A 25,460-nucleotide genomic window follows, 5' to 3' on the forward strand; every position below is an offset into this window, starting at 1 on the left:
AGACCGCTGGTCACCGTGCTCCGGCACGGTCGAAGGTTCCGCGATGACGGGCGACCCGCGCAGGGCGGTAAGCGAAAATCGGTACTGAGCATGGTCCGCCGACTGTGCCGAGTGCCAGCCCTCGCCCCGCGCGCCCTGCGCCGGGGCTTTCTCGTTTCTCGTGGCGCCTCCGCCCCCGTCGAAAGCTTCGGCTGACGACGGTGACCGGCCTCGAGTAACGAGAGAGGAGGGACATGGCGGACAAGCCGATCCGGGCCGACAAGGCCACGGCCGTCGTTGAGCTGACCGAGAGCTTCCGCAACGCGGGCGCCACGGTGCTTACCGAGTACCGCGGTCTGACGGTTTCCCAGCTCACCCAGCTGCGGCGCTCGCTTGGCAAGGAGACCAGCTACACGGTCGCGAAGAACACGCTCGCGAAGCGTGCCGCGACCGACGCTGGCATCTCCGGCCTCGACGAGATGTTCACCGGTCCTACCGCGCTGACTTTCGTTTCGGGCGACGTCGTCGAGGCGGCGAAGGGCCTTCGCGACTTCGCGAAGGCCAACCCGAAGCTCGTCATCAAGGGCGGTGTCTTCGAGGGCCGGGCCATTACCGCGGCCGAGGTCACGAAGCTCGCCGACCTGGAGTCCCGCGAGGTGCTGCTGGCCAAGCTGGCCGGCGCGATGAAGGGCAACCTGAGCAAGGCCGCGGCCCTGTTCCAGGCCCCGCTGTCGAAGACCGCCCGTCTGGCGGCCGCTCTGCAGGACAAGCGCGAGAAGGAGGGCGCCGAGGCGGCCTGAGGCCCCGCGGCGCACCCAGTTCTTACCTAACAGATTCAGGAAAGGACGCCAGACATGGCGAAGCTCAGCACCGACGAGCTGCTCGACGCGTTCAAGGAGATGACGCTGATCGAGCTCTCCGAGTTCGTGAAGCAGTTCGAGGAGACCTTCGAGGTCACCGCCGCGGCTCCGGTCGCCGTCGCCGGCGCTGCCGGCCCGGCCGGCCCGGCAGCCCCGGCCGAGGAGGAGAAGGACTCGTTCGACGTCATCCTCGAGGCTGACGGCGGCAAGAAGATCCAGGTCATCAAGGTCGTGCGCGAGCTGACCGGCCTGGGCCTCAAGGAGGCCAAGGACCTGGTCGAGGCCGCTCCGAAGGCCGTTCTCGAGAACGCCAACAAGGAGACCGCCGACAAGGCCAAGGCCAAGCTCGAGGGCGAAGGCGCCAAGGTCACCCTCAAGTGACCTGACGTACCACCAGACGCGTGTCCGGCTCAGGTGAGCCCGGGACAGACCGCGTCACGGCGGGCGGTGATCCGACAGTGGATTGCCGCCCGCCGTCTTGGTGGACCCGGCGACAGCGCGGTGAGCAGGGCGTCGACGCTCCGCACCGGACGGCGGCCGGGGCCCGGCGGTAGGAAAGACGCGGCGACCCGGATGCCGGCCCTTGACGCAACCCCGGGCCGACAGGCACGCTGACACGAGCAAGACCTTCCGCGCTTGCAACGGCCACCACTTGGGTAATGGCAGCGGCGGCACCATCGGCCGCTGCACCCGAGCGGCCCGGCAGGAACGTCGCGTTCCGAGCGGCCCGGTGAGACCCTGGTTTCAGGGATCCCGAGGCACGTTCCGCGACGACCTGCGGGTTGGGCTGGACAGCGGTTAGCCTCTCGGCTACACTGCTAGTTTGCGCTGCCTTCCGACTTGACCCCTGCTCGGAAATGTCCGTTTACGGATATTTCCGGTGGGGTCATTGGAGTGCACGCGTACCAGCCGTTCTGCAGCACCGGTCCTCGGAAGGACGCATCTTGGCAGCTTCCCGCCCTGCGAAGACCAGTCGTACGTCGAGCGCATTCGCTCCCCGCCGAGTTTCATTCGGCAGGATCACCGAACACCTCGAGGTCCCCAACCTCCTCGCCATCCAGAACGAGTCCTTCGACTGGCTCGTCGGCAACGAGGGTTGGCAGGGCCGGTCGGCGGACGACCCGCACGCACGCTCGGGTCTCGCGGAGATCCTCGACGAGATCAGTCCCATTGAGGACTTCTCCGGCACCATGTCGCTCTCCTTCTCGGCTCCGCGCTTCGACGAGGTCAAGGCCTCGATCGAGGAGTGCAAGGAGAAGGACCTGACCTACTGCGCGCCGCTGTTCGTGACCGCGGAGTTCACCAACAACACCACCGGCGAGATCAAGAGCCAGACGGTGTTCATGGGTGACTTCCCGATGATGACGCCGAAGGGCACCTTCATCATCAACGGCACCGAGCGCGTCGTGGTCAGCCAGCTCGTCCGGTCCCCCGGCGTCTACTTCGACAAGCAGCCGGACAAGACCTCCGACCGCGACCTCACCAGCGTCAAGGTCATTCCCAGCCGGGGCGCCTGGCTGGAGTTCGACATCGACAAGCGCGACACGGTCGGCGTCCGCATCGACCGCAAGCGCCGGCAGGCCGTCACCGTCCTGCTCAAGGCCGTCGGTTGGTCGGCCGAGCGGATCCGCGAGCGGTTCGGCTGGTCCGAGCTGATGATGACCACGCTCGAGAAGGACCACATCGCCGGCGCGGACGAGGCGTTGCTAGACATCTACCGGAAGCTCCGCCCTGGCGAGCCGCCGACCCGCGAGAACGCCCAGACCCTGCTCGACAACCTCTTCTTCAACCCGAAGCGGTACGACGTCGCCAAGGTCGGTCGTTACAAGTTCAACAAGAAGCTCGAGGTGGGAGTGCCGATCACCACCGGCACCCTGACCGAGGACGACATCGTCGCCACCGTGGAGTACCTCTGCCGGCTGCACGCCGGTGAGGACGGCTACGAGGCCGACGACATCGACCACTTCGGCAACCGGCGCCTGCGTACCGTGGGTGAGCTGATCCAGAACCAGGTCCGGGTCGGTCTGTCCCGGATGGAGCGCGTCGTCCGCGAGCGGATGACCACCCAGGACGTCGAGGCGATCACGCCGCAGACCCTGATCAACATCCGCCCGGTGGTGGCGGCGATCAAGGAGTTCTTCGGCACCTCGCAGCTGTCCCAGTTCATGGACCAGACCAACCCGCTGGCGGGCCTGACCCACCGGCGCCGGCTGAGCGCGCTCGGCCCGGGTGGTCTGTCCCGGGAGCGGGCCGGCTTCGAGGTCCGCGACGTGCACCCGTCCCACTACGGCCGGATGTGCCCGATCGAGACGCCGGAAGGCCCGAACATCGGCCTGATCGGCGCGCTGTCCACCTTTGCCCGGGTCAACCCGTTCGGCTTCATCGAGACGCCGTACCGGAAGGTCGTCGACGGTCGGGTCACCGACCAGATCGACTACCTGACCGCGGACGAGGAGGACCGGTTCGTCAAGGCCCAGGCCAACGCGCCGCTCAAGGCCGACGGCACCTTCGCCGAGGACCGGGTCCTGTGTCGCCGTAAGGGCGGCGAGACCGAGGACGTGGTCCCCAGCGCCGTCGACTACATGGACGTCTCGCCGCGGCAGATGACCTCGGTCGCGACCGCGATGATCCCGTTCCTCGAGCACGACGACGCCAACCGGGCACTGATGGGCGCGAACATGCAGCGCCAGGCCGTGCCGCTGGTCAAGGCCGAGTCGCCGCTGGTCGGCACCGGCATGGAGTACCGCGCCGCAGTCGACGCCGGTGACGTGGTCGTCGCCGAGGTCGGCGGCGTCATCGAGGACCTCTGCGCCGACTACATCACCATCCACCAGGACGACGGCCACCGCCGCACGTACCTGCTGCACAAGTTCCGCCGCTCCAACGCCGGCTCCTGCGTCAACCAGAAGCCGGTCGTCTTCGAGGGCGACCGGGTCGAGGCCGGCCAGGTCATCGCCGACGGTCCGTGCACGGACGAGGGCGAGATGGCGCTCGGGCGCAACCTGCTCGTGGCGTTCATGTGCTGGGAGGGCCACAACTACGAGGACGCGATCATCCTGTCGCAGCGCCTCGTGCAGCAGGACGTGCTCACCTCGATCCACATCGAGGAGCACGAGGTCGACGCCCGGGACACCAAGCTCGGCCCGGAGGAGATCACCCGCGACATCCCGAACGTCAGCGAGGAAATGCTCGCCGACCTCGACGAGCGCGGCATCATCCGGATCGGGGCCGAGGTCGTCCCCGGTGACATCCTGGTCGGCAAGGTCACGCCCAAGGGCGAGACCGAGCTGACCCCGGAGGAGCGGCTGCTCCGCGCGATCTTCGGTGAGAAGGCGCGCGAGGTGCGGGACACCTCGCTGAAGGTGCCGCACGGCGAGACCGGCACGGTCATCGGCGTGCGTACCTTCTCCCGTGAGGACGGCGACGAGCTGCCGCCGGGCGTCAACGAGCTGGTCCGGGTCTACGTCGCCCAGAAGCGGAAGATCCAGGACGGTGACAAGCTCGCCGGCCGGCACGGCAACAAGGGCGTCATCTCCAAGATCCTGCCGATCGAGGACATGCCGTTCCTGGAGGACGGCACGCCGGTCGACATCGTGCTCAACCCGCTGGGTGTGCCGTCCCGGATGAACATCGGCCAGGTGCTGGAGACGCACCTCGGCTGGGTGGCGAAGACGGGCTGGAGCGTCGACGGCGACGACACCGACTGGAAGCGCCAGCTGCGCTCCATCGAGGCGCACGAGTCGGAGCCGGACACCAACGTGGCCACGCCGGTCTTCGACGGTGCCCGCGAGGAGGAGATCTCCGGCCTGCTGGCGTCGACCCTGCCCAACCGGGACGGCAACCAGCTGATCGGTTCCAGCGGCAAGGCGCAGCTGTTCGACGGCCGCTCCGGTGAGCCGCTGCCGGACCCGATCGCGGTCGGCTACATCTACATCCTGAAGCTCAACCACCTGGTCGACGACAAGATCCACGCTCGGTCGACCGGCCCGTACTCGATGATCACGCAGCAGCCGCTGGGTGGTAAGGCGCAGTTCGGTGGTCAGCGCTTCGGCGAGATGGAGTGCTGGGCGATGCAGGCGTACGGCGCCGCGTACGCCCTGCAGGAGCTGCTGACGATCAAGTCCGACGACGTCCTCGGCCGGGTCAAGGTCTACGAGGCCATCGTCAAGGGCGAGAACATCCCGGAGCCGGGCATCCCGGAGTCGTTCAAGGTGCTGCTCAAGGAGCTGCAGTCGCTGTGCCTCAACGTCGAGGTGCTGTCCAGCGACGGCGTGGCCCTGGAGATGCGTGAGACCGACGACGAGGTGTTCCGCGCCGCTGAGGAGCTGGGCATCGACCTGTCCCGGCGCGAGCCGAGCTCGGTCGAAGAGGTCTGAGGTGAGCGGTCGGGAGCCGGCTCGCCGGCTCCCGACCCCACCCACTAGCTAGCAGTACAGACGACGACATAGGGGACATAGTGCTCGACGTCAACTTCTTCGACGAGCTGCGCATCGGCCTCGCCACCGCCGACGACATCCGTCAGTGGTCGCACGGTGAGGTCAAGAAGCCTGAGACGATCAACTACCGCACCCTGAAGCCGGAAAAGGACGGGCTCTTCTGCGAGAAGATCTTCGGTCCGCAGCGGGACTGGGAGTGCTACTGCGGTAAGTACAAGCGGGTCCGGTTCAAGGGCATCATCTGCGAGCGCTGCGGTGTCGAGGTGACCCGGTCGAAGGTCCGGCGTGAGCGGATGGGGCACATCGAGCTCGCCGCGCCGGTGACCCACATCTGGTACTTCAAGGGCGTGCCGAGCCGGCTGGGCTACCTGCTGGATCTCGCCCCCAAGGACCTCGAAAAGATCATTTACTTCGCCTCGTACGTCGTGACCAGCGTGGACGCCGAGTCGCGTCACCGTGACCTCTCGACGATCGAGAACGAGATCCTGGCCGAGAAGCGGCAGGCCGAGAACAGCCGCGACTCGGAGATCGAGAAGCGGGCCACCAAGCTCGAGGCCGACCTGGCCGAGCTGGAGGCCGAGGGTGCCAAGGCGGACGTCCGGCGCAAGGTCAAGGAGGGCGGAGAGCGCGAGATGCGCCAGATCCGCGACCGGGCCCAGCGCGAGATCGACCGCCTGGACGAGGTGCTGGACACCTTCCGCAAGCTGGACTCGAAGCAGCTCGTCACCGACGAACTGCTCTACCGCGAGCTGCGGGACCGGTTCGGCGAGTACTTCACCGGCGGCATGGGCGCCGAGGCCATCAAGGCGCTGGTCCAGAACATGGACCTCGACGCCGAGGCCGAGAACCTGCGCGAGACCATCCGCTCCGGCAAGGGTCAGCGGAAGATCCGGGCGCTCAAGCGGCTCAAGGTCGTCGCGGCGTTCCTGAACACCCGCAACTCGCCGCTCGGCATGGTGCTCGACTGCGTGCCGGTCATCCCGCCGGACCTGCGCCCGATGGTGCAGCTCGACGGTGGCCGCTTCGCGACGTCCGACCTGAACGACCTGTACCGCCGTGTGATCAACCGGAACAACCGTCTCAAGCGGCTGATCGACCTCGGCGCGCCCGAGATCATCGTCAACAACGAGAAGCGGATGCTCCAGGAGGCCGTCGACGCGCTGTTCGACAACGGCCGCCGCGGCCGGCCGGTCACCGGGCCGGGCAACCGCCCGCTGAAGTCGCTGTCCGACATGCTCAAGGGCAAGCAGGGCCGGTTCCGGCAGAACCTGCTGGGCAAGCGCGTCGACTACTCGGGCCGTTCGGTCATCGTGGTCGGCCCGAAGCTCAAGCTGCACCAGTGCGGCCTGCCCAAGCAGATGGCGCTGGAGCTGTTCAAGCCGTTCGTGATGAAGCGGCTGGTCGACCTCAACCACGCGCAGAACATCAAGTCCGCCAAGCGGATGGTCGAGCGGCAGCGGCCGGTCGTGTGGGACGTGCTGGAAGAGGTCATCGGCGAGCACCCGGTCCTGCTGAACCGGGCGCCGACCCTGCACCGCCTGGGCATCCAGGCCTTCGAGCCGCAGCTGGTCGAGGGCAAGGCCATCCAGATCCACCCGCTGGTCTGCACCGCGTTCAACGCCGACTTCGACGGTGACCAGATGGCGGTGCACGTGCCGCTGTCCGCCGAGGCCCAGGCCGAGGCGCGGATCCTGATGCTGTCGTCGAACAACATCCTCAAGCCGGCCGACGGCAAGCCCGTCACCATGCCCACCCAGGACATGGTGATCGGCCTCTACCACCTCACCCACCGCACCGAGGGCGAGAAGGGCGAGGGGCGGCCGTTCAGCTCGGACGCCGAGGCGCGGATGGCGTACGACAACGGCGAGCTGCACCTGCAGGCCCCGGTGAAGATCCGTCTGCGTGGCGTGGTCGAGGTCGACAACGGCGCCGGCGCCGAGCCGTGGACCGCCCCGGAGGGCTGGGTCGAGGGCGAGCCGCTGACCGTGGAGACCACCCTGGGCCGGGTGCTGTTCAACGAGACGCTGCCGCAGGGCTACCGCTTCGTGAACTACGAGATCCGCAAGGGTCAGCTCTCCGCGATCGTCAACGACCTCGCCGAGCGCTTCCCCAAGGTGGCGCTGGCCGCCACCCTGGACGGGCTCAAGGAGGCCGGCTTCCACTGGGCCACCTGGTCCGGCGTGACGATCGGCATGGAGGACGTCATCGCCCCGCCGCGCAAGCGGGAGATCCTGGAGCGGTACGAGAAGGAAGCCGACCAGATCGACAAGCAGTACCAGCGCGGTCTGATGACCCCGGAGGAGCGTCGCGGCGAGCTCATCCAGATCTGGACCAAGGCGACCAACGAGGTCGCCAAGGAGATGGACACCGCGCTGCCGCAGGAGAACCCGCTGTGGAAGATGATCCACTCGGGTGCCCGCGGTAACCTCCTCCAGCTCCGGCAGATCGCGGCGATCCGTGGTCTGGTGGCCAACCCGAAGGGCGAGATCATCCCGCGGCCGATCAAGGCCAGCTACCGGGAGGGTCTGTCCGTGCTGGAGTACTTCATCTCCACGCACGGTGCCCGTAAGGGTCTCGCGGACACCGCTCTGCGTACCGCCGACTCGGGTTACCTGACCCGGCGTCTGGTGGACGTCTCGCAGGACGTCATCATCCGCGAGGAGGACTGCGGCACCGACCGCGCGATCCCGATGCAGATCGGTGAGCGGCTCGACGGCAAGTTGGCCGTGCACGAGCACGCCGAGACCAGCGTGCACGCGCGGACGCTGGCCGACGACATCAAGGGGCCGGACGGCGTCGTCGTCGCCGAGCGGGGTCAGGACATCAACTCCATCCTGGTCGACAAGATCGTCGCCGCCGGGACGGAGACGGTGCGGGTGCGCAGCGTGCTCACCTGCGAGTCGAAGCTGGGCGTCTGCGGTGCGTGCTACGGCCGCTCGCTGCCGACCGGCAAGACCGTGGACGTCGGCGAGGCGGTCGGCATCATCGCCGCCCAGTCGATCGGTGAGCCGGGCACGCAGCTGACGATGCGTACCTTCCACACCGGTGGTGTCGCGGGTGAGGACATCACCCAGGGTCTGCCGCGTGTCCAGGAGATCTTCGAGGCCCGGGTCCCGAAGGGTAAGGCGCCCATCGCCGACACCCCGGGCCGGATCCGGATCGAGGACGGCGAGCGCTCGCGGAAGATCATCGTGGTGCCGGACGACGGCAGCGAGGAGATCGTCTACGACAAGATCTCCAAGCGGGTCCGGCTGCGGACCCACGACGGCGGTCACGTCGAGGTCGGCGAGAAGCTCACCGAGGGCACCATCGACCCGCACGAGCTGCTGCGCATCCTCGGCCCGCGCGCGGTCCAGGTCCACCTGACCCAGGAGGTCCAGGAGGTCTACCGCTCGCAGGGTGTGCTCATCCACGACAAGCACATCGAGATCATCATCCGCCAGATGCTCAAGCGGGTGACGGTCATCGACTCCGGCTCGACCGAGTTCCTGCCGGGCGTGCTGGTCGACCGGGCGCTGTTCGAGTCGGAGAACCGCCGGCTCGTCTCGGAGGGCGGCGAGCCCGCCGCCGGCCGTCCGGTGCTGATGGGTATCACCAAGGCCTCGCTGGCCACCGACTCCTGGCTCTCGGCGGCCTCCTTCCAGGAGACCACCCGGGTGCTGACCGACGCGGCGATCAACTCGCGCAGCGACTCGCTCGTCGGCCTCAAGGAGAACGTGATCATCGGCAAGCTCATCCCGGCCGGTACGGGCATCAGCAAGTACCGCAACGTCCGGGTCGAGCCGACCGAGGAGGCGAAGGCCAAGGTCTACTCGATGACCGGCTACCCGGAGACCGACTACGGCTTCGGACCGGCCAGCGGCCAGGCGGTTCCGCTGGACGACTTCGACTTCGGGTCGTACCGCTAGGCAGCACGAATCGACGAGGCCCCCGGCACCCGCCGGGGGCCTCGCCGTGTCCCAGGGCCGGGGTGGCCCGTGCGGGCGTCGCGGCGGACCGGGCCGGGGCATGATGGGGGCATGACGACCGCACCCGGGCAGGCGCCCGTCGCCCAGCCGGGGCTGCCCCGCCATCCGCTCGACCCGGATCCGGCCCGGGCCACCAAGGCGCGGGCGGTCTTCGCACTGGGCCTGATCGGCGCGTTGACCGGCCTGTTCGTTGGCGGCGTGGTGCCGGCCACGCTGGCGCTCCAGCTCGCCCGCCAGGCACGCCGGGAGGCGTACGCATCGGGAGGGTTCCTGACCGGCGCGGCCTGGCTGCGCCGGGGGGAGCGGCTGGCTTGGACGGGCCTCGTGCTGGTCACCGTCAGCGTGGTGGTCGCGGTGGTGTTCGGGGTGGTCCGGCTCGCTGACACACCCTACGGGCAGGACTTCGCACCGAACGTGGACTGACCGCCGCCGCAGGGCACGGTCGCGCCGGACGCCGGCCCTCCGGCCGGCGGCGGTAGCCTGGCCCGGATGTCCGTCGCGTGGCGGTGGACGCCGAGACGTCGACAGGAGGACCCGTGACGGAACCGGCGCGCCACCCGGGCAGCGATCCCGCGGCGCCCCTCGCCGCGAATCCGGATGCCGCCCCGCCCGGCGGGACGCAGTGGGCGCGACCCGACGGGGGCTCCGGCGCCCCGCCCGGCGCGCCGGGGTACCCGCCGTCGGCGTCGCACTGGGGCGCTTCGTACCCGGCTCGGGATCCGGGCCTGGCGCCGCACTGGGGCACCTCGCCCGCGGGAGCGGGCCCGTCCCCGGCTGCGGGCCGGGGGCCGGCCCCGGTGCCCCCGCCGCCGCGCGAGGCCGTCCGGCCGCCGAAGCGGGTCGACCCGGTCGGGGGCACGCCGTTCGGCGTGGTGCAGCTCGACGTGCCGCCGGTCACCTCCGGCCTGGCCGTGGGTTCCCTGGTGGCCGGGATCGCCTCGACGCTGGTCGCGATGCTGGTGATCTGTCTCGGGGCGGTCAGCGGCATGGGTGGCGCCTGGGCGGCCGGCGCCTTCACGCTGCTGGGCGTCCTGGCCGGCACGGGCGCCGTCGTCGCCGGGTTGCTGGGGTTGCGGCAGATCCGACGTCCGGCGGCGCCGCCGGCGGTCCGGTTCACCGGTCGGGGCCTGGCGGTGGCCGGGGTCAGCTGTGGCGGGGCGGGGCTGCTGCTCAGCCTGCTCGGCCTGGGGCTGGCGTTGTTGCTGGCGCTCCGGTGACGGCTGCGCCCGGCCGTGGGGCGTGACCGTCGCCGTGACGGGGCCGACGGGCCGGTCAGTGGGGAAGCCGGTACACTCGGGTCCGTAGGTGCCCATCATGGGTGGGCTCGGGCCCGGTAGGTGCCCACCACGGGCAAGTAGGCGCGACGGGTTCGATCGGCGGGCGGTGGACGCCCCGCCAGCCGCTCCGTTTTGACCTGTGCGGTTGTGGTAGGTACTCTTTCCCCTTGTGCCCGGGCATGCCCGGGCAACTCGTGCGTGCGCTGGATCCGGTAAGCCGGAGATCGCGTGGGAGCACGACAAAGCCAAATATCCGGCGCGCGGCCTGCCGTGCGTCGGTGCAAGACCCGTCGGCACGCGCGAGCGTCGTCGCCGGGACCGTGAGCTGGGCGACACGCCCGACCGCGGGTGCCGGGACCACCGCGAGGTGGCCCTGGCCGGAATGTAGGGGAGTCGGCCAACAGGTCGGCTACAGCAGACGGTGCGGCCGCCACCAGGCGGTCGAAGGGAGCGGAGAAACCCGGTGCCCACGATCCAGCAGCTGGTCCGAAAGGGCCGCCAGGCGAAGACGAGTAAGACCAAGACCCCGGCGCTGAAGGGTTCCCCTCAGCGGCGCGGCGTGTGCACCCGCGTGTACACCACCACCCCGAAGAAGCCGAACTCGGCACTGCGCAAGGTCGCTCGTGTCAAGCTCAGCAGCCAGATCGAGGTGACCGCCTACATCCCGGGCGTCGGCCACAACCTGCAGGAGCACTCGATCGTGCTCGTCCGCGGCGGCCGTGTGAAGGACCTCCCCGGCGTGCGTTACAAGATCGTCCGCGGTTCGCTGGACACCCAGGGTGTCCGCAACCGCAAGCAGGCGCGCAGCCGTTACGGCGCGAAGAAGGAGAAGAGCTGACATGCCGCGTAAGGGACCCGCTCCGCGGAATCCGCTGGTCGCTGACCCGGTGTACAACTCGCCGCTGGTCACCCAGTTGGTGAACAAGATTCTCCTGCGCGGTAAGCGTCAGCTCGCCGAGCGCATCGTCTACGCCGCCCTCGAAGGCTGCCGGGAGAAGTCCGGCACCGACCCGGTCGTCACCCTCAAGCGGGCGATGGACAACGTCAAGCCGACCCTCGAGGTACGCAGCCGTCGTGTCGGTGGCGCCACCTACCAGGTTCCGGTCGAGGTCCGCCCCTCCCGGGCGACCACCCTGGGCCTGCGCTGGCTGGTCACCTACTCCCGCGCCCGGCGCGAGAAGACCATGATCGAGCGGCTGATGAACGAGCTGCTGGACGCGAGCAACGGTCTCGGTGCCGCCGTCAAGCGGCGCGAGGACACGCACAAGATGGCCGAGTCCAACAAGGCCTTCGCGCACTACCGCTGGTAACACCCTGGTTCCGGCGCCCTCGCGGCGCCGGAACCGCCACCAGTTGTGTCGGGACGACGATAAGTAGGGATTGAAGTGGCCGCCGCAGACGCGCTCGCCAACGTACGCAACATCGGCATCATGGCGCACATCGATGCCGGTAAGACCACGACCACCGAGCGGATCCTGTTCTACACCGGCATCACGTACAAGATCGGTGAGGTCCACGAGGGCGGCGCCGTCATGGACTGGATGGAGCAGGAGCAGGAGCGTGGCATCACCATCACCTCCGCTGCCACCAAGTGTGAGTGGAAGGGCCACACGATCCAGATCATCGACACGCCCGGCCACGTCGACTTCACGGTCGAGGTCGAGCGGTCGTTGCGGGTGCTGGACGGTGCGGTCGCTGTCTACGACGGTGTCGCCGGCGTGGAGCCCCAGACGGAGAACGTCTGGCGCCAGGCCGACAAGTACAACGTCCCTCGGATGTGCTTCGTCAACAAGCTCGACCGGACCGGTGCCGACTTCTTCCGCTGCGTGCAGATGATGATCGACCGGCTCAACGCCACCCCGCTGGTGCTCCAGATCCCGATCGGCGCCGAGTCCGACTTCATCGGCGTGGTCGACCTGGTCGAGATGCGGGCCCTCACCTGGCGCGGGGAGACCCAGAAGGGTGACGACTACGCGATCGAGGAGATCCCGGCAGATCTCGCCGACTCCGCCGTGGAGTGGCGCGAGAAGCTGGTGGAGACCCTCGCCGACGTCGACGACGCGGTGATGGAGAAGTACCTGGAGGGCGAGGAGATCTCCGTCGAGGAGATCAAGGCCGCCATCCGTCGGTCCACCATCGCCGGCAAGGCCAACCCGGTCCTCACCGGCACGGCCTTCAAGAACAAGGGCATCCAGCCGATGCTGGACGCGGTCGTCGCGTACCTGCCGTCGCCGCTGGACATCCCGGCGATCGAGGGTCTGGCCACCGACGGCGAGACCCCGCTGCTGCGTAAGCCGTCTGCCGCTGAGCCGTTCTCCGGCCTGGCCTTCAAGATCCAGACGGACAAGCACCTCGGCAAGCTCACCTACGTCCGGATCTACTCCGGCACGCTCGAGTCCGGCTCCCAGGTGGTCAACTCCACCAAGGACCGCAAGGAGCGGATCGGCAAGATCTACCAGATGCACGCCAACAAGCGGGAAGAGCGCGGCTCGGCCCAGGCTGGCGACATCATCGCGGTACAGGGTCTGAAGCAGACCACCACGGGTGACACCCTGTGCGACCCGGCGAAGCCGGTCATCCTGGAGTCGATGACCTTCCCGGAGCCGGTCATCGAGGTCGCCATCGAGCCGAAGACCAAGGCCGACCAGGAGAAGCTCAGCACCGCCATCCAGCGGCTGGCCGAGGAGGACCCGACCTTCCGCGTCAAGCTGGACGACCAGACCGGTCAGACGGTCATCTCCGGCATGGGCGAGCTGCACCTGGACATCCTGGTCGACCGGATGCGCCGCGAGTTCAACGTCGAGGCCAACATCGGCAAGCCGCAGGTGGCGTACCGCGAGACCATCCGCCGCAAGGTGGACAAGGTCGAGTACACCCACAAGAAGCAGACCGGTGGTTCCGGCCAGTACGCTCGGGTGATCATCAGCCTGGAGCCGCTGCCGCTCGGCAACGACGCCCCGACCTACGAGTTCGCCAACGCGGTGACCGGTGGCCGCATCCCCCGGGAGTTCATCCCGTCGGTGGACGCGGGCGCGCAGGACGCCATGCAGTACGGCATCCTCGCCGGCTTCCCGCTGGTGGGTGTCAAGCTCACCCTGCTGGACGGCCAGTACCACGAGGTCGACTCGTCGGAAATGGCATTCAAGATCGCCGGCTCGATGGTGATGAAGGAGGCGGCCCGCAAGGCCGACCCCGCACTGCTCGAGCCGATGATGGCTGTTGAGGTCACCACCCCTGAGGAGAACATGGGTGACGTCATCGGCGACATCAACTCCCGTCGTGGCATCATCCAGGCGATGGAGGAGCGCAGCGGCGCCCGCGTCGTCCGGGCTCTGGTGCCGTTGTCGGAGATGTTCGGCTACGTCGGCGACCTGCGGTCAAAGACTCAGGGCCGGGCTAGCTACAGCATGCAGTTCGACTCCTACGCCGAGGTTCCGTCCTCGGTCGCGAAGGAGATCATCGCCAAGGCGACGGGTGAGTGACCCTCACCTGAAGTGATCGATGATCCGAGGCTGGTCGCGGGAGGGTGTTCCCGCTCGCGGCCACCTCGGTCGGGATGTGTGAGACCGGGCCTGTAGGCTTCATCGCCGCAGAACCCACCAAAGCTCTCCGGCCGCAGGCCGGAAAGGCTGTCGACAGAGTCCTAAGCGCCGACCGGCGCGCCGGGGCGAACGAACCAAGAAGTCCACAGGAGGACCCAGTGGCGAAGGCTAAGTTCGAGCGGACTAAGCCGCACGTCAACATCGGCACCATTGGTCACATCGACCACGGTAAGACGACGCTGACGGCGGCCATCACCAAGGTCCTGCACGACCAGTACCCGGACCTGAACCCGTACACGCCGTTCGACGAGATCGACAAGGCGCCGGAGGAGAAGGCCCGCGGCATCACGATCTCGATCGCACACGTCGAGTACCAGACCGAGTCGCGGCACTACGCGCACGTCGACTGCCCCGGTCACGCCGACTACATCAAGAACATGATCACCGGTGCCGCCCAGATGGACGGCGCGATCCTGGTGGTCGCGGCGACCGACGGCCCGATGCCGCAGACCCGCGAGCACGTGCTGCTGGCCCGTCAGGTCGGCGTGCCGTACATCGTCGTGGCGCTCAACAAGAGCGACATGGTCGACGACGAGGAGCTCCTGGAGCTCGTCGAGCTCGAGGTCCGTGAGCTGCTCTCGTCGCAGGAGTACCCGGGTGACGACCTGCCGGTCGTCCAGGTCTCCGCGCTGAGGGCGCTCGAGGGCGACCCGGTCTGGACCGAGAAGCTGCTCGAGCTGATGAACGCGGTCGACACCGCGATTCCGCAGCCGGAGCGCGAGACCGAGAAGCCGTTCCTCATGCCCGTCGAGGACGTGTTCACGATCACCGGTCGTGGCACCGTCGTCACCGGTCGTGTCGAGCGTGGCGTGCTGCTCCCGAACGAGGACGTCGAGGTTGTCGGCATCCGCGAGAAGGGCTTCAAGACCAAGGTCACCGCGATCGAGATGTTCCGGAAGACCCTGGACGACGCCCGCGCAGGCGAGAACGTCGGCCTCCTGCTGCGTGGTACCAAGCGCGAGGACGTCGAGCGCGGCATGGTGGTCATCAAGCCGGGCACCACGACCCCGCACACGGAGTTCGAGGCGACGGTCTACATCCTCTCCAAGGAGGAGGGCGGCCGGCACACCCCGTTCTTCCAGAACTACCGCCCGCAGTTCTACTTCCGGACCACGGACGTCACCGGCGTCGTCACGCTGCCTGAGGGCACCGAGATGGTCATGCCGGGCGACAACACCACGATGACGGTGAAGCTGATCCAGCCCATCGCCATGGACGAGAACCTCAAGTTCGCGATCCGTGAGGGTGGCCGCACCGTCGGCGCCGGGTTCGTCACCAAGATCATCAAGTGAGCTAGGTAACCCCGATTAGACCCGCCGCCGGTCGTGCGGCATACTAGTCAGGTTGCGTAACGACAGTTCGCTGCCCGCGTTCGGCTTTCGCTGAACCTCCGGGCGGGAGGACAGTCGAGCGTGGGGTGGTTGACGGCCCGTCCGTCAACCACCCTCGCACGGCGTTCAGGTCGCGGTAGTGCGATCGACGCCTTGACCCACCGTGCGGTCAGAGTCGCTCCGGAGTCCCGGGGCGGAGTCTGGCCCGAGGGCGCGACACGCCCGACCGCGGGGGTCGGCGAAGTGGGCCTGTGCCAGCCGGCACAGGCGCCCGCAACACAGCGGCATCGAGAGAAGGAACAGAAGCCACCATGGCGGGACAGAAGATCCGCATCCGGCTCAAGGCCTATGACCACGAGGTCGTCGACTCCTCGGCTCGGAAGATCGTCGAGACGGTGACGCGTACCGGGGCGCAGGTCGCGGGCCCGGTGCCGCTGCCCACGGAGATCAACCGTTTCTGCGTTATCCGCTCGCCGCACAAGTACAAGGACTCGCGCGAGCACTTCGAGATGCGCACGCACAAGCGGCTGATCGACATCATCGACCCGACCCCGAAGACGGTCGACTCGCTCATGCGCCTCGACCTGCCGGCTGGCGTCGACATCGAGATCAAGCTGTAGGGACCGGACAAATGGACAGGCAAGTCAAGGGGATCCTGGGCGCCAAGCTCGGCATGACCCAGGTCTGGGACAACAACCGTGTTGTCCCGGTGACCGTGGTCGAGGCCGGCCCGTGCGTCATCAGCCAGGTTCGTAGCGCCGAGAAGGACGGTTACTCCGCGGTCCAGCTCGCGTACGGCACGATCGACCCGCGCAAGGTCAAGAAGCCGATCAGCGGGCACTACGCGAAGGCCGACGTCGCGCCGCGCCGGCACATCGTCGAGCTGCGCACCGGCGACGCGGCGGACTACTCACTCGGCCAGGAGATCACGGTCGAGGAGTTCCCGGCCGGCGTCTCCATCGACGTGACCGGCAAGACCAAGGGCAAGGGCTACGCCGGCCCGATGAAGCGGCACGGCTTCCACGGTCTGCGCGCCAGCCACGGTGTCGAGCGCAAGCACCGCTCGCCCGGCTCCATCGGCGCCTGCGCCACCCCGGGTCGTGTCTTCAAGGGCACCCGGATGGCCGGCCGGATGGGTGGCGTGCGCTACACCGTTCAGAACCTGACCGTCCAGGCGGTCGACACCGAGAAGAACCTCCTGCTCGTCCGTGGCGCCATTCCCGGCCCCAAGGGCGCGCTGGTCCTGGTCCGTACCGCGGCCAAGACCAAGGCGAAGAAGGGCGGTGCGGCCAAGTGACCACCGTTGACGTCCTCACCGTCGAAGGCTCCAAGAGCGGCTCCGTCGAGCTGCCCGCCGACATCTTCGACGTCCAGGCCAACCTCGCGCTGATGCACCAGGTCGTGGTGGCTCAGCTCGCGGCGGCCCGGCAGGGCACGCACAAGGTCAAGACCCGCGGCGAGGTCGCCGGTGGCGGCAAGAAGCCGTACAAGCAGAAGGGCACCGGTCGCGCCCGTCAGGGCTCGATCCGCGCGCCGCAGTTCGCCGGCGGTGGCGTCGTGCACGGCCCCGTGCCGCGCGACTACAGCCAGCGGACCCCGAAGAAGATGAAGGCCGCCGCCCTGCGTGGCGCCCTCTCCGACCGGGCCCGCGCCGGGCAGGTGCACGTCGTCGAGGCGTTCGTCTCGGGCGAGAAGCCGTCGACCAAGGCCGCTCTGGCCACGCTGGTGAAGCTGACCGAGGCCCGCCGGGTCCTGGTCGTGCTGAGCAGCACCGACGAGCTGAACTGGGTGTCGCTGCGCAACGAGCCGCGGGTGCACCTGATCGAGGCCGGCCAGCTCAACACGTACGACGTGCTGGTGGCCGACGACGTGGTCTTCACCAAGGACGCCCTGGACGAGTTCCTGGGTGTTCCCGCCGAGACCACCGAGGAGGGTGGCAAGTGAGCACGATCGCCGACCCGCGCGACATCATCGTGGCGCCGGTCGTCTCGGAGAAGAGCTACAGCGAGCTGAACCGTAACTGGTACACCTTCCTGGTGCACCCGGACGCGAACAAGACCGAGATCAAGATCGCGATCCAGCAGATCTTCGACGTCCGCGTCCTGACGGTCAACACGCTCAACCGCCAGGGCAAGCGCAAGCGCACCAAGACCGGCTTCGGTCAGCGCAAGGCCACCAAGCGGGCGATCGTCAAGCTGGCTGACGGTGACCGTATCGAGGCCTTCGGCGGCCCGGTCAGCTGAGGGGTGTAGACAATGGCTATCCGTAAGTACAAGCCGACGACGCCGGGCCGGCGTGGCTCCAGCGTCGCCGACTTCGCTGAGATCACCCGGTCGACGCCCGAGAAGTCGCTGCTGGCTCCGCTGCCGAAGAAGGGCGGGCGTAACGCCCACGGCCGGATCACCGCGCGGCACCACGGTGGCGGTCACAAGCGCCAGTACCGTCTGATCGACTTCAAGCGGGTCGACAAGGACGGCGTACCGGCGAAGGTCGCCCACATCGAGTACGACCCGAACCGCACCGCGCGCATCGCGCTGTTGCACTACGCCGACGGCGAGAAGCGCTACATCCTCGCGCCGAAGGACATGAAGCAGGGCGACCGCGTCGAGTCGGGTCCGGGCGCGGACATCAAGCCGGGCAACAACCTGCCGCTGCGCAACATCCCGGTCGGCACCACGATCCACAACGTGGAGCTGCGTCCGGGTGGCGGGGCCAAGCTGGCCCGCTCGGCCGGTGTCGGCATCCAGCTGCTCGGCCGTGAGGGTGTGTACGCGACCCTGCGCATGCCGTCCGGCGAGATCCGGCGGGTCGACGTCCGCTGCCGCGCGAGCATCGGCGAGATCGGCAACGCCGACCAGTCGAACATCAACTGGGGCAAGGCCGGCCGGATGCGGTGGAAGGGCAAGCGCCCGACCGTCCGTGGTGTCGCGATGAACCCGGTCGACCACCCGCACGGTGGTGGTGAGGGTAAGACCTCCGGTGGTCGCCACCCGGTCAACCCGCAGGGTAAGCCTGAGGGCCGCACCCGTCGTAAGGGCCAGCCGAGTGACCGGCTGATCGTCCGCCGCCGCTACGCCACGCGTAAGCGCGGCTGAGGGAGATAAGACATGCCTCGCAGCCTGAAGAAGGGCCCGTTCGTCGACGACCACCTGCTCAAGAAGGTGGAGACGCAGAACGACAAGGGCTCGAAGAACGTCATCAAGACCTGGTCGCGGCGCTCGACGATCATCCCGGACATGCTGGGTCACACGATCGCCGTGCACGACGGACGCAAGCACGTCCCGGTGTTCGTGACCGAGGCGATGGTCGGGCACAAGCTCGGCGAGTTCGCGCTGACCCGCACGTTCAAGGGTCACGAGAAGGACGACCGGAAGAGCCGTCGGCGCTGACGCCGCGGGCATACGGATAGAGGAACAAGGGGTTACAGCGATGCCAGGAAAGGGCGACGCTCCGGTGCTTCCGGGCGCGCGGGCGGTTGCGCGGCATGTGCGCATCTCGCCGATGAAGGCGCGCCGGGTGGTCAACCTCGTCCGCGGCCTGCCCGCGAAGGAGGCGCTCACGGTGCTGCAGTTCGCGCCGCAGGCTGCGAGCGAGCAGGTGTACAAGGTGCTCGCGAGCGCGATTGCCAACGCGGAGAACAACGAGCGGCTGGACCCCGACGCGCTGCTCGTCAGCGAGGCGTTCGTCGACGAGGGCCCGACCATGAAGCGGTTCCAGCCGCGGGCGCAGGGCCGGGCCTACCGGATCCGCAAGCGCACCTGCCACATCACCGTCGCGGTCGAGGCGGTGGCGCCGGCCGCGCCGAAGAAGGCGGCCGCGAAGAAGGCGGCCCCGGCGAAGCAGGCGGAGCCGGCCGAGACGGCCGAGACGCAGAGCAAGACGGAGGGCGCCGAGTAATGGGTCAGAAGGTTCACCCGCACGGGTTCCGGCTCGGCATCTCGACCGACTGGAAGTCCCGCTGGTTCGCGGACAAGCTCTACAAGGACTACATCGGCGAGGATGTCAAGATCCGCCGCATGATGTCCAAGGGCCTCGAGCGCGCCGGCATTTCCAAGGTCGACATCGAGCGCACCCGGGATCGGGTCCGCGTCGACATCCACACCGCCCGGCCGGGCATCGTCATCGGCCGTAAGGGTGCGGAGGCCGACCGGATCCGCGGCGAGCTCGAGAAGCTGACCGGCAAGCAGGTCCAGCTGAACATCATCGAGGTGAAGAACCCCGAGTCGGACGCGCAGCTCGTCGCACAGGGTGTGGCCGAGCAGCTCTCCAGCCGGGTCAGCTTCCGTCGGGCGATGCGCAAGGCCATGCAGTCCGCGATGAAGAACCCGGTCTGCAAGGGCATCCGGGTTCAGGTCTCGGGTCGTCTCGGCGGTGCCGAGATGAGCCGGACCGAGTTCTACCGCGAGGGCCGGGTCCCGCTGCACACGCTTCGGGCCAACATCGAGTACGGCTTCTTCGAGGCCCGTACGAGCTTCGGCCGGATCGGCGTGAAGGTCTGGATCTACAAGGGCGACGCGGTGCCGGGTCGGGAGACTCCGGCCGAGGCTCCGTCGCGCCCGCGCCGTGACCGTGGCGACCGCCCCGAGCGGCCGCGTCGTGGCCGGTCCGGCTCGTCCGGAACGACCGCCGGCGGGACCGAGGCCGGCAGGGCCGCTGCCGCGACGACCATCGCGCAGCAGGCCGAGACGCCGAGTGGTGACGCGGTGGATCCCGCCGCCGTTGCCGCCGCGGCAGAAACGCAGCAGGAGGGCTGACAGATGCTGATGCCGCGCAAGCCCCCGAAGGGCTTCCGCAAGCCGCACCACCCGGACCGCAGTGGCGCGTCCAAGGGTGGTAACCGGGTGGTGTTCGGCGAGTTCGGGATCCAGGCTCTCGAGCCGGCGTACGTGACGAACCGCCAGATCGAGGCGGCGCGTATCGCTATGACCCGCCACATCAAGCGTGGTGGCAAGGTCTGGATCACGATCTTCCCGGACCAGGCCCTCACCAAGAAGCCGGCCGAGACCCGGATGGGTTCCGGTAAGGGTTCGCCCGAGTGGTGGGTCGCCAACGTCAAGCCGGGGCGGGTCCTCTTCGAGATGTCCTTCCCCAACGAGCAGATCGCGCGAGAGGCTATGCGTCGCGCAATCCACAAGCTCCCGATGAAGTGCCGCATTGTTACGCGCGAAGTGGGTGAATCCTGATGGCAGCGGGCGTTAAGGCCTCCGAGCTGCGTGAGCTCTCCGAGGAGGAGCTGGTCACGAAGTTGCGCGAGGCCAAGGCGGAGCTGTTCAACCTCCGCGTGCAGGCCGCGACCGGCCAGCTGGACAACAACCGGCGGCTGCAGGTCATCCGTCGGGAGATCGCCCGGATCTACACGATCATGCGTGAGCGCGAGCTGGGTCTCTCGGCCGCGCCGACTGAGGTGACTGCATCATGAGCGAGAACACCACCGCCGCCGCGCGGGCCCGCCGTAAGGTGCGTGAGGGCCTCGTGGTCAGCGACAAGATGGAAAAGACCGTCGTGGTCGAGGTCGAGGACCGGGTCAAGCATGCGCTGTACGGCAAGATCATGCGCCGTACCCGCAAGTTGAAGGTGCACGACGAGCAGAACGCCGCCGGCATCGGCGACCGGGTCATGATCATGGAGACCCGGCCGCTTTCCGCCACGAAGCGTTGGCGGATCGTGGAGATCCTGGAAAAGGCCAAGTAGCGAAGGCTCGAGCTCGCCCGGCGTCAGTCGGGCGCGGGTTCCGCCAGGCTCCGGCCGCTGTGCGTGGCCGGAGAACCGGCAGACATAGGAGATAGACGTGATTCAGCAGGAGTCGCGACTGCGCGTCGCCGACAACACGGGTGCCCGGGAGATCCTGTGCATCCGGGTTCTCGGTGGCTCCGGTCGGCGCTACGCGAGCATCGGCGACGTCATCGTGGCCACCGTCAAGGACGCGATCCCGGGTGCCGGTGTGAAGAAGGGCGACGTCATCAAGGCTGTCGTCGTTCGCACCGCCAAGGAGAGGCGGCGGCCGGACGGTTCGTACATCCGCTTCGACGAGAACGCCGCCGTCATCATCAAGGACGGCGGGGACCCGCGCGGTACCCGTATCTTCGGCCCGGTGGGTCGGGAGCTGCGGGACAAGCGGTTCATGAAGATCATCTCTCTCGCGCCGGAGGTGTTGTGACCGTGAAGGTCAAGAAGGGCGACACGGTCGTCGTCATCGCCGGCAAGGACAAGGGTGCCAAGGGCAAGGTCATCGTGGCCTACCCGCGGCAGGACAAGGTCCTGGTCGAGGGCGTGAACCGGGTCAAGAAGCACACCCGTATCAGCACCACCCAGCGTGGCGCCAAGACCGGTGGCATCGTCACCCAGGAGGCCCCGATCCACGTCTCGAACGTGCAGGTCCTGGACTCCGACGGCAAGCCGACCCGGGTCGGTTACCGGATCGACGACAACGGCCAGAAGGTCCGCATCGCGCGTAGCACCGGTAAGGACCTGTGATGACCACGGCTACCGAAGCCAAGACCATGCCGCGCCTCAAGGAGCGGTACCGCAACGAGATCGTGGCCCAGCTGCAGGAGCAGCACAGCTTCGGCAACCCCATGCAGGTGCCGCGGCTGGTCAAGATCGTCGTCAACATGGGTGTCGGCGAGGCAGCCCGGGACGCCAAGCTGATCGACGGCGCCGTCCGGGACCTGGCCACCATCACCGGCCAGAAGCCGCAGGTGCGGCGGGCGACCAAGTCCATCGCGCAGTTCAAGCTCCGCGAGGGCATGCCGATCGGCGCGAAGGTGACCCTCCGCGGCGACCGGATGTGGGAGTTCCTGGACCGGCTGCTGTCGATCGCGCTGCCGCGTATCCGCGACTTCCGCGGCCTGGACGGGCGCAAGCTCGACGGGCACGGCAACTACACGTTCGGTCTGACCGAGCAGTCGGTGTTCCACGAGATCGACCAGGACAGGATCGATCGGCAGCGGGGCATGGACATCACGGTGGTCACGACCGCCACGACCGACGACGAGGGCCGGGCGCTGCTCAAGTTCCTGGGCTTCCCGTTCAAGGAGAACTGAGATGGCCAAGAAGGCGCTGATCATCAAGGCGGCCGCGAAGCCGAAGTTCTCGGTTCGCGCGTACACCCGCTGCCAGCGGTGCGGGCGTCCCAAGGCGGTCTACCGCAAGTTCGGTCTCTGCCGGGTCTGCATCCGGGAGATGGCCCACCGCGGTGAGCTGCCGGGCGTGTCCAAGGCTTCCTGGTAAGGGCAACCGCGTCCCGGCCGCCGGGCCGGGACCCCTTGCACCGATCACGTATTGCTCTTCGCCGTAGGCCCGGGGCGTCAAGCCCCGGGAACCCCGGCGAGAAAGGCTGACGAAATCCATGACGATGACCGACCCGATCGCAGACATGCTCACGCGTCTGCGTAACGCCAACCAGGCGTACCACGATCAGGTGACGATGCCCTACTCGAAGATCAAGGCGAACATCGCCGAGGTCCTCAAGGCCGAGGGCTACATCGCCACCTGGTCGGTCGAGGAGCCCGAGGAGGGCGCCGTCGGCAAGCGACTGGTCGTCGAGCTGAAGTACGGCCAGAACCGGGAGCGGAGCCTGGCCGGCATCAAGCGCGTGTCCAAGCCCGGTCTGCGGGTTTACGCCAAGTCGGACGGGCTCCCGCGGGTGCTCGGCGGGCTGGGCGTGGCGATCATTTCGACGTCCCAGGGGCTGCTCACCGACCGGCAGGCCCGCAAGCGGAGCGTTGGCGGGGAAGTCCTCGCCTTCGTCTGGTAACGGGAGACAGGTAGAAATGTCGCGTATTGGACGTAAGTCGATCCCGGTGCCAGCCGGCGTCGACATCACGATCGACGGGCAGACCGTCAAGGTCAAGGGCCCGAAGGGCGAGCTCTCGCACACCCTGGCCGAGCCGATCACGGTCGACCGGGCCGAGGACGGGCAGCTGAACGTCAACCGCCCGAACGACGAGCGCAAGGCCAAGGAACTGCACGGCCTCAGCCGTACCCTGGTCGCCAACATGATCGTCGGCGTCACCGAGGGCTACCGCAAGAGCCTGGAGATCGCCGGCACCGGTTACCGCGTGACCGCCAAGGGCAAGGACCTGGAGTTCGCGCTCGGGTTCTCGCACCCGGTGTTCGTGCCGGCGCCGGACGGCATCACCTTCACGGTGGAGAAGCCGACGGTGTTCCACGTGGCCGGCATCGACAAGCAGCTTGTCGGTGAGGTCGCCGCCAACATCCGGAAGATCCGCCCGCCGGAGCCCTACAAGGGCAAGGGCGTGAAGTACCAGGGCGAGGTCATCCGCCGCAAGGCTGGAAAGGCAGGTAAGAAGTGAGCGCCACGCTGCTCAAGCGCCGCCGCGGCGTTGCCGCCAAGCGTGCCGTCGGGCGTGCGCGCCGGCACTTCCGGGTCCGCAAGAACGTCAGCGGCACCGCCGAGCGGCCCCGCCTCGTGGTCACCCGCTCCCTGCGGCACATCGTCGCCCAGATCGTGGACGACACCAAGGGTCACACCCTGGCGTCGGCCTCGACCCTGGACGCCACGCTGCGGGGCACGGAGGGCGCCAAGAGCGCCCTGGCCGGCAAGGTCGGCACCCTGCTCGCCGAGCGGGCCAAGGCCGCCGGTGTGTCCAAGGTCGTCTTCGACCGTGGTGGCAACCGGTACGCGGGGCGGGTCGCCGCGCTTGCCGATGCCGCCCGCGAAGCCGGGCTCGAGTTCTAGAAACCCCGTCACGAGAGAGAAGGAAGGCTGCTGATGCCAGGTCAACAGCGCCGTGGCGGCGGGTCCGGTGGCAACGAGGGTGGTCGCCGCGACAACCGCCGTGAGGGCGGCCGTGGAAACGCGCCCGTCGAGAAGACCCCGCACCTTGAGCGGGTCGTCGCGATCAACCGCGTCGCCAAGGTCGTGAAGGGTGGTCGTCGCTTCAGCTTCACCGCCCTCGTGATCGTGGGCGACGGCGACGGCACCGTCGGTGTGGGCTATGGAAAGGCCAAGGAGGTGCCCGCGGCGATCGCCAAGGGTGTCGAGGAGGCCAAGAAGCACTTCTTCAAGGTGCCGCGGATCGCCTCCTCCATCCCGCACCCGGTGACGGGTGAGGCGGCGGCCGGTGTGGTGCTGCTCAAGCCGGCTTCCGCCGGTACGGGTGTCATCGCCGGTGGTCCGGTGCGTGCCGTGCTGGAGTGCGCGGGTATCCACGACGTGCTCTCCAAGAGCCTCGGTTCGTCGAACCCGATCAACATCGTGCACGCCACCGTGGCGGCGCTGAAGGGGCTCGAGTCCCCCGAGGCCGTCGCCGCCCGCCGTGGCCTGCCGGTCGAGGACGTCGCGCCGGCCGCCATGCTGGCGTCGCGGGCGGGGGTGGCATCCTGATGGCTCGCCTGAAGGTCACCCAGGTCCGGTCCGGGATCGGGACCAAGCAGAACCAGCGTGACTCGCTGCGTTCGCTCGGTCTCAAGCGGATCAACGACGTGGTGGTCAAGGAGGACCGTCCGGAGATCCGCGGCATGATCTTCACGGTCAACCACCTCGTGAAGGTCGAGGAGGTCGAGTAATGACGATCAAGGTTCACCACCTGCGCCCGGCGCCCGGTGCCAAGACCGCGAAGACCCGTGTGGGTCGCGGTGAGGGCTCCAAGGGCAAGACCGCCGGTCGCGGTACCAAGGGCTCCAAGGCCCGCAAGAACATCTCGGCGGCGTTCGAGGGTGGGCAGATGCCCATCCACATGCGCCTGCCGAAGATGAAGGGCTTCAAGAACAAGTTCAAGGTGGTCTTCCAGGTGGTCAACCTGGACCGGCTCGCCGAGCTGTTCCCGAACGGTGGTCAGGTCGGTCCGCTGGAGCTGGTCGAGTCCGGCGCGGTCCGCAAGGGTCACCCGGTCAAGGTCCTCGGCACCGGGGACCTCGGCGGGATCACCCTCCAGGTGTCGGCGCACGCGTTCAGCGCGTCGGCCAAGGAGAAGATCGCCGCCGCCGGTGGCTCCGTCACCGAGCTGTAAGGGCTGTACTACCCATGGCGCCCGCTCAGTTGT

The 25,460-nt window shown here is 68.2% G+C and carries 31 protein-coding genes; all 31 read left to right on the top strand.

Translation table 11 applies throughout. The features are described 5' to 3' along the window. Positions 1–233 precede the first annotated feature (233 nt). Positions 234–779, top strand: a complete 546-nt coding sequence (gene rplJ / locus GA0070608_RS13320; protein WP_091627661.1) for a 50S ribosomal protein L10 — start codon at positions 234–236, stop codon at positions 777–779. A 54-nt stretch (positions 780–833) separates the two neighbouring features. Further along, positions 834–1,220, top strand: a complete 387-nt coding sequence (gene rplL / locus GA0070608_RS13325; RefSeq protein WP_091627666.1) for a 50S ribosomal protein L7/L12 — start codon at positions 834–836, stop codon at positions 1,218–1,220. Positions 1,221–1,783: 563 nt separating this feature from the next. Further along, positions 1,784–5,215 carry a DNA-directed RNA polymerase subunit beta gene (gene rpoB / locus GA0070608_RS13330; protein ID WP_091627669.1) on the top strand — a complete coding sequence of 1,144 codons (3,432 nt, stop codon included), beginning with the start codon at positions 1,784–1,786 and terminating at the stop codon, positions 5,213–5,215. Between the two features lie 80 nt (positions 5,216–5,295). Continuing rightward, positions 5,296–9,183 carry a DNA-directed RNA polymerase subunit beta' gene (locus tag GA0070608_RS13335; RefSeq protein WP_091627674.1) on the top strand — a complete coding sequence of 1,296 codons (3,888 nt, stop codon included), beginning with the start codon at positions 5,296–5,298 and terminating at the stop codon, positions 9,181–9,183. Between the two features lie 111 nt (positions 9,184–9,294). Beyond that, positions 9,295–9,666, top strand: coding sequence for a hypothetical protein (locus GA0070608_RS13340; RefSeq protein ID WP_091627677.1), 372 nt, complete (start codon positions 9,295–9,297; stop codon positions 9,664–9,666). A gap of 374 nt (positions 9,667–10,040) precedes the next feature. Beyond that, complete coding sequence (locus tag GA0070608_RS13345) at positions 10,041–10,460, top strand: hypothetical protein (protein WP_091627682.1); 420 nt, start codon at positions 10,041–10,043, stop codon at positions 10,458–10,460. Between the two features lie 523 nt (positions 10,461–10,983). Beyond that, on the top strand, positions 10,984–11,358 hold the full coding sequence (gene rpsL, locus GA0070608_RS13350; RefSeq protein WP_014440718.1) for a 30S ribosomal protein S12: 375 nt from the start codon (positions 10,984–10,986) through the stop codon (positions 11,356–11,358). Between the two features lies 1 nt (position 11,359). Continuing rightward, positions 11,360–11,830, top strand: coding sequence for a 30S ribosomal protein S7 (rpsG, locus tag GA0070608_RS13355; RefSeq protein WP_091627686.1), 471 nt, complete (start codon positions 11,360–11,362; stop codon positions 11,828–11,830). A 75-nt stretch (positions 11,831–11,905) separates the two neighbouring features. Then, complete coding sequence (gene fusA / locus GA0070608_RS13360; protein WP_091627689.1) at positions 11,906–14,002, top strand: elongation factor G; 2,097 nt, start codon at positions 11,906–11,908, stop codon at positions 14,000–14,002. Positions 14,003–14,220: 218 nt separating this feature from the next. Continuing rightward, entirely contained in the window at positions 14,221–15,414 is a 1,194-nt protein-coding gene (gene tuf, locus GA0070608_RS13365; protein WP_091627692.1) for an elongation factor Tu, read from the top strand. A gap of 350 nt (positions 15,415–15,764) precedes the next feature. Next, positions 15,765–16,073, top strand: coding sequence for a 30S ribosomal protein S10 (gene rpsJ, locus GA0070608_RS13370; RefSeq protein WP_007073037.1), 309 nt, complete (start codon positions 15,765–15,767; stop codon positions 16,071–16,073). Positions 16,074–16,084: 11 nt separating this feature from the next. Beyond that, complete coding sequence (rplC, locus tag GA0070608_RS13375; RefSeq protein WP_091627695.1) at positions 16,085–16,750, top strand: 50S ribosomal protein L3; 666 nt, start codon at positions 16,085–16,087, stop codon at positions 16,748–16,750. Further along, positions 16,747–17,397, top strand: a complete 651-nt coding sequence (rplD, locus tag GA0070608_RS13380; RefSeq protein WP_091627698.1) for a 50S ribosomal protein L4 — start codon at positions 16,747–16,749, stop codon at positions 17,395–17,397. The genes rplC and rplD overlap by 4 nt, the downstream gene beginning before the upstream one ends. Then, the gene (rplW, locus tag GA0070608_RS13385; RefSeq protein ID WP_088998352.1) at positions 17,394–17,696 is read left to right on the top strand and encodes a 50S ribosomal protein L23; all 303 of its coding nucleotides are present in this window, start codon (positions 17,394–17,396) and stop codon (positions 17,694–17,696) included. The genes rplD and rplW overlap by 4 nt, the downstream gene beginning before the upstream one ends. Before the next feature lie 12 nt (positions 17,697–17,708). Next, positions 17,709–18,548, top strand: a complete 840-nt coding sequence (gene rplB, locus GA0070608_RS13390) for a 50S ribosomal protein L2 (protein WP_091627702.1) — start codon at positions 17,709–17,711, stop codon at positions 18,546–18,548. Between the two features lie 12 nt (positions 18,549–18,560). Further along, complete coding sequence (gene rpsS, locus GA0070608_RS13395; RefSeq protein WP_091627706.1) at positions 18,561–18,842, top strand: 30S ribosomal protein S19; 282 nt, start codon at positions 18,561–18,563, stop codon at positions 18,840–18,842. 40 nt (positions 18,843–18,882) lie between these two features. After that, positions 18,883–19,350, top strand: a complete 468-nt coding sequence (gene rplV / locus GA0070608_RS13400) for a 50S ribosomal protein L22 (RefSeq protein WP_091627711.1) — start codon at positions 18,883–18,885, stop codon at positions 19,348–19,350. After that, the gene (gene rpsC, locus GA0070608_RS13405) at positions 19,350–20,207 is read left to right on the top strand and encodes a 30S ribosomal protein S3 (protein ID WP_088998355.1); all 858 of its coding nucleotides are present in this window, start codon (positions 19,350–19,352) and stop codon (positions 20,205–20,207) included. Before rplV ends, rpsC begins: the two co-directional genes overlap by 1 nt. 3 nt (positions 20,208–20,210) lie before the next feature. Then, entirely contained in the window at positions 20,211–20,636 is a 426-nt protein-coding gene (gene rplP, locus GA0070608_RS13410; protein ID WP_091627714.1) for a 50S ribosomal protein L16, read from the top strand. Then, positions 20,636–20,872, top strand: coding sequence for a 50S ribosomal protein L29 (gene rpmC / locus GA0070608_RS13415; protein WP_007073028.1), 237 nt, complete (start codon positions 20,636–20,638; stop codon positions 20,870–20,872). Before rplP ends, rpmC begins: the two co-directional genes overlap by 1 nt. Continuing rightward, positions 20,869–21,144, top strand: coding sequence for a 30S ribosomal protein S17 (rpsQ, locus tag GA0070608_RS13420; RefSeq protein ID WP_091627719.1), 276 nt, complete (start codon positions 20,869–20,871; stop codon positions 21,142–21,144). The genes rpmC and rpsQ overlap by 4 nt, the downstream gene beginning before the upstream one ends. Before the next feature lie 97 nt (positions 21,145–21,241). Then, a complete protein-coding gene (gene rplN, locus GA0070608_RS13425; protein ID WP_091627723.1) occupies positions 21,242–21,610 on the top strand; it encodes a 50S ribosomal protein L14 in 369 nt (122 codons plus the stop codon). After that, complete coding sequence (rplX, locus tag GA0070608_RS13430; RefSeq protein ID WP_176733717.1) at positions 21,607–21,927, top strand: 50S ribosomal protein L24; 321 nt, start codon at positions 21,607–21,609, stop codon at positions 21,925–21,927. Before rplN ends, rplX begins: the two co-directional genes overlap by 4 nt. Next, positions 21,927–22,496, top strand: coding sequence for a 50S ribosomal protein L5 (rplE, locus tag GA0070608_RS13435; RefSeq protein WP_091627727.1), 570 nt, complete (start codon positions 21,927–21,929; stop codon positions 22,494–22,496). The genes rplX and rplE overlap by 1 nt, the downstream gene beginning before the upstream one ends. Before the next feature lies 1 nt (position 22,497). Then, positions 22,498–22,683, top strand: a complete 186-nt coding sequence (locus tag GA0070608_RS13440; protein WP_007465272.1) for a type Z 30S ribosomal protein S14 — start codon at positions 22,498–22,500, stop codon at positions 22,681–22,683. Positions 22,684–22,801: 118 nt separating this feature from the next. Continuing rightward, entirely contained in the window at positions 22,802–23,209 is a 408-nt protein-coding gene (gene rpsH / locus GA0070608_RS13445) for a 30S ribosomal protein S8 (RefSeq protein WP_073828943.1), read from the top strand. Between the two features lie 16 nt (positions 23,210–23,225). Beyond that, positions 23,226–23,768 carry a 50S ribosomal protein L6 gene (gene rplF / locus GA0070608_RS13450; RefSeq protein WP_091627731.1) on the top strand — a complete coding sequence of 181 codons (543 nt, stop codon included), beginning with the start codon at positions 23,226–23,228 and terminating at the stop codon, positions 23,766–23,768. Then, complete coding sequence (gene rplR, locus GA0070608_RS13455) at positions 23,765–24,154, top strand: 50S ribosomal protein L18 (protein ID WP_091627735.1); 390 nt, start codon at positions 23,765–23,767, stop codon at positions 24,152–24,154. Before rplF ends, rplR begins: the two co-directional genes overlap by 4 nt. Before the next feature lie 33 nt (positions 24,155–24,187). Next, complete coding sequence (gene rpsE / locus GA0070608_RS13460; RefSeq protein ID WP_007073019.1) at positions 24,188–24,802, top strand: 30S ribosomal protein S5; 615 nt, start codon at positions 24,188–24,190, stop codon at positions 24,800–24,802. After that, positions 24,802–24,984 carry a 50S ribosomal protein L30 gene (gene rpmD, locus GA0070608_RS13465; RefSeq protein ID WP_074314584.1) on the top strand — a complete coding sequence of 61 codons (183 nt, stop codon included), beginning with the start codon at positions 24,802–24,804 and terminating at the stop codon, positions 24,982–24,984. Before rpsE ends, rpmD begins: the two co-directional genes overlap by 1 nt. Further along, on the top strand, positions 24,984–25,427 hold the full coding sequence (gene rplO / locus GA0070608_RS13470; RefSeq protein WP_091627738.1) for a 50S ribosomal protein L15: 444 nt from the start codon (positions 24,984–24,986) through the stop codon (positions 25,425–25,427). The genes rpmD and rplO overlap by 1 nt, the downstream gene beginning before the upstream one ends. The last annotated feature ends 33 nt before the right edge of the window (positions 25,428–25,460 follow it).

Origin of the sequence: Micromonospora peucetia, assembly GCF_900091625.1 — a bacterium.
Lineage (GTDB): Bacteria > Actinomycetota > Actinomycetes > Mycobacteriales > Micromonosporaceae > Micromonospora > Micromonospora peucetia.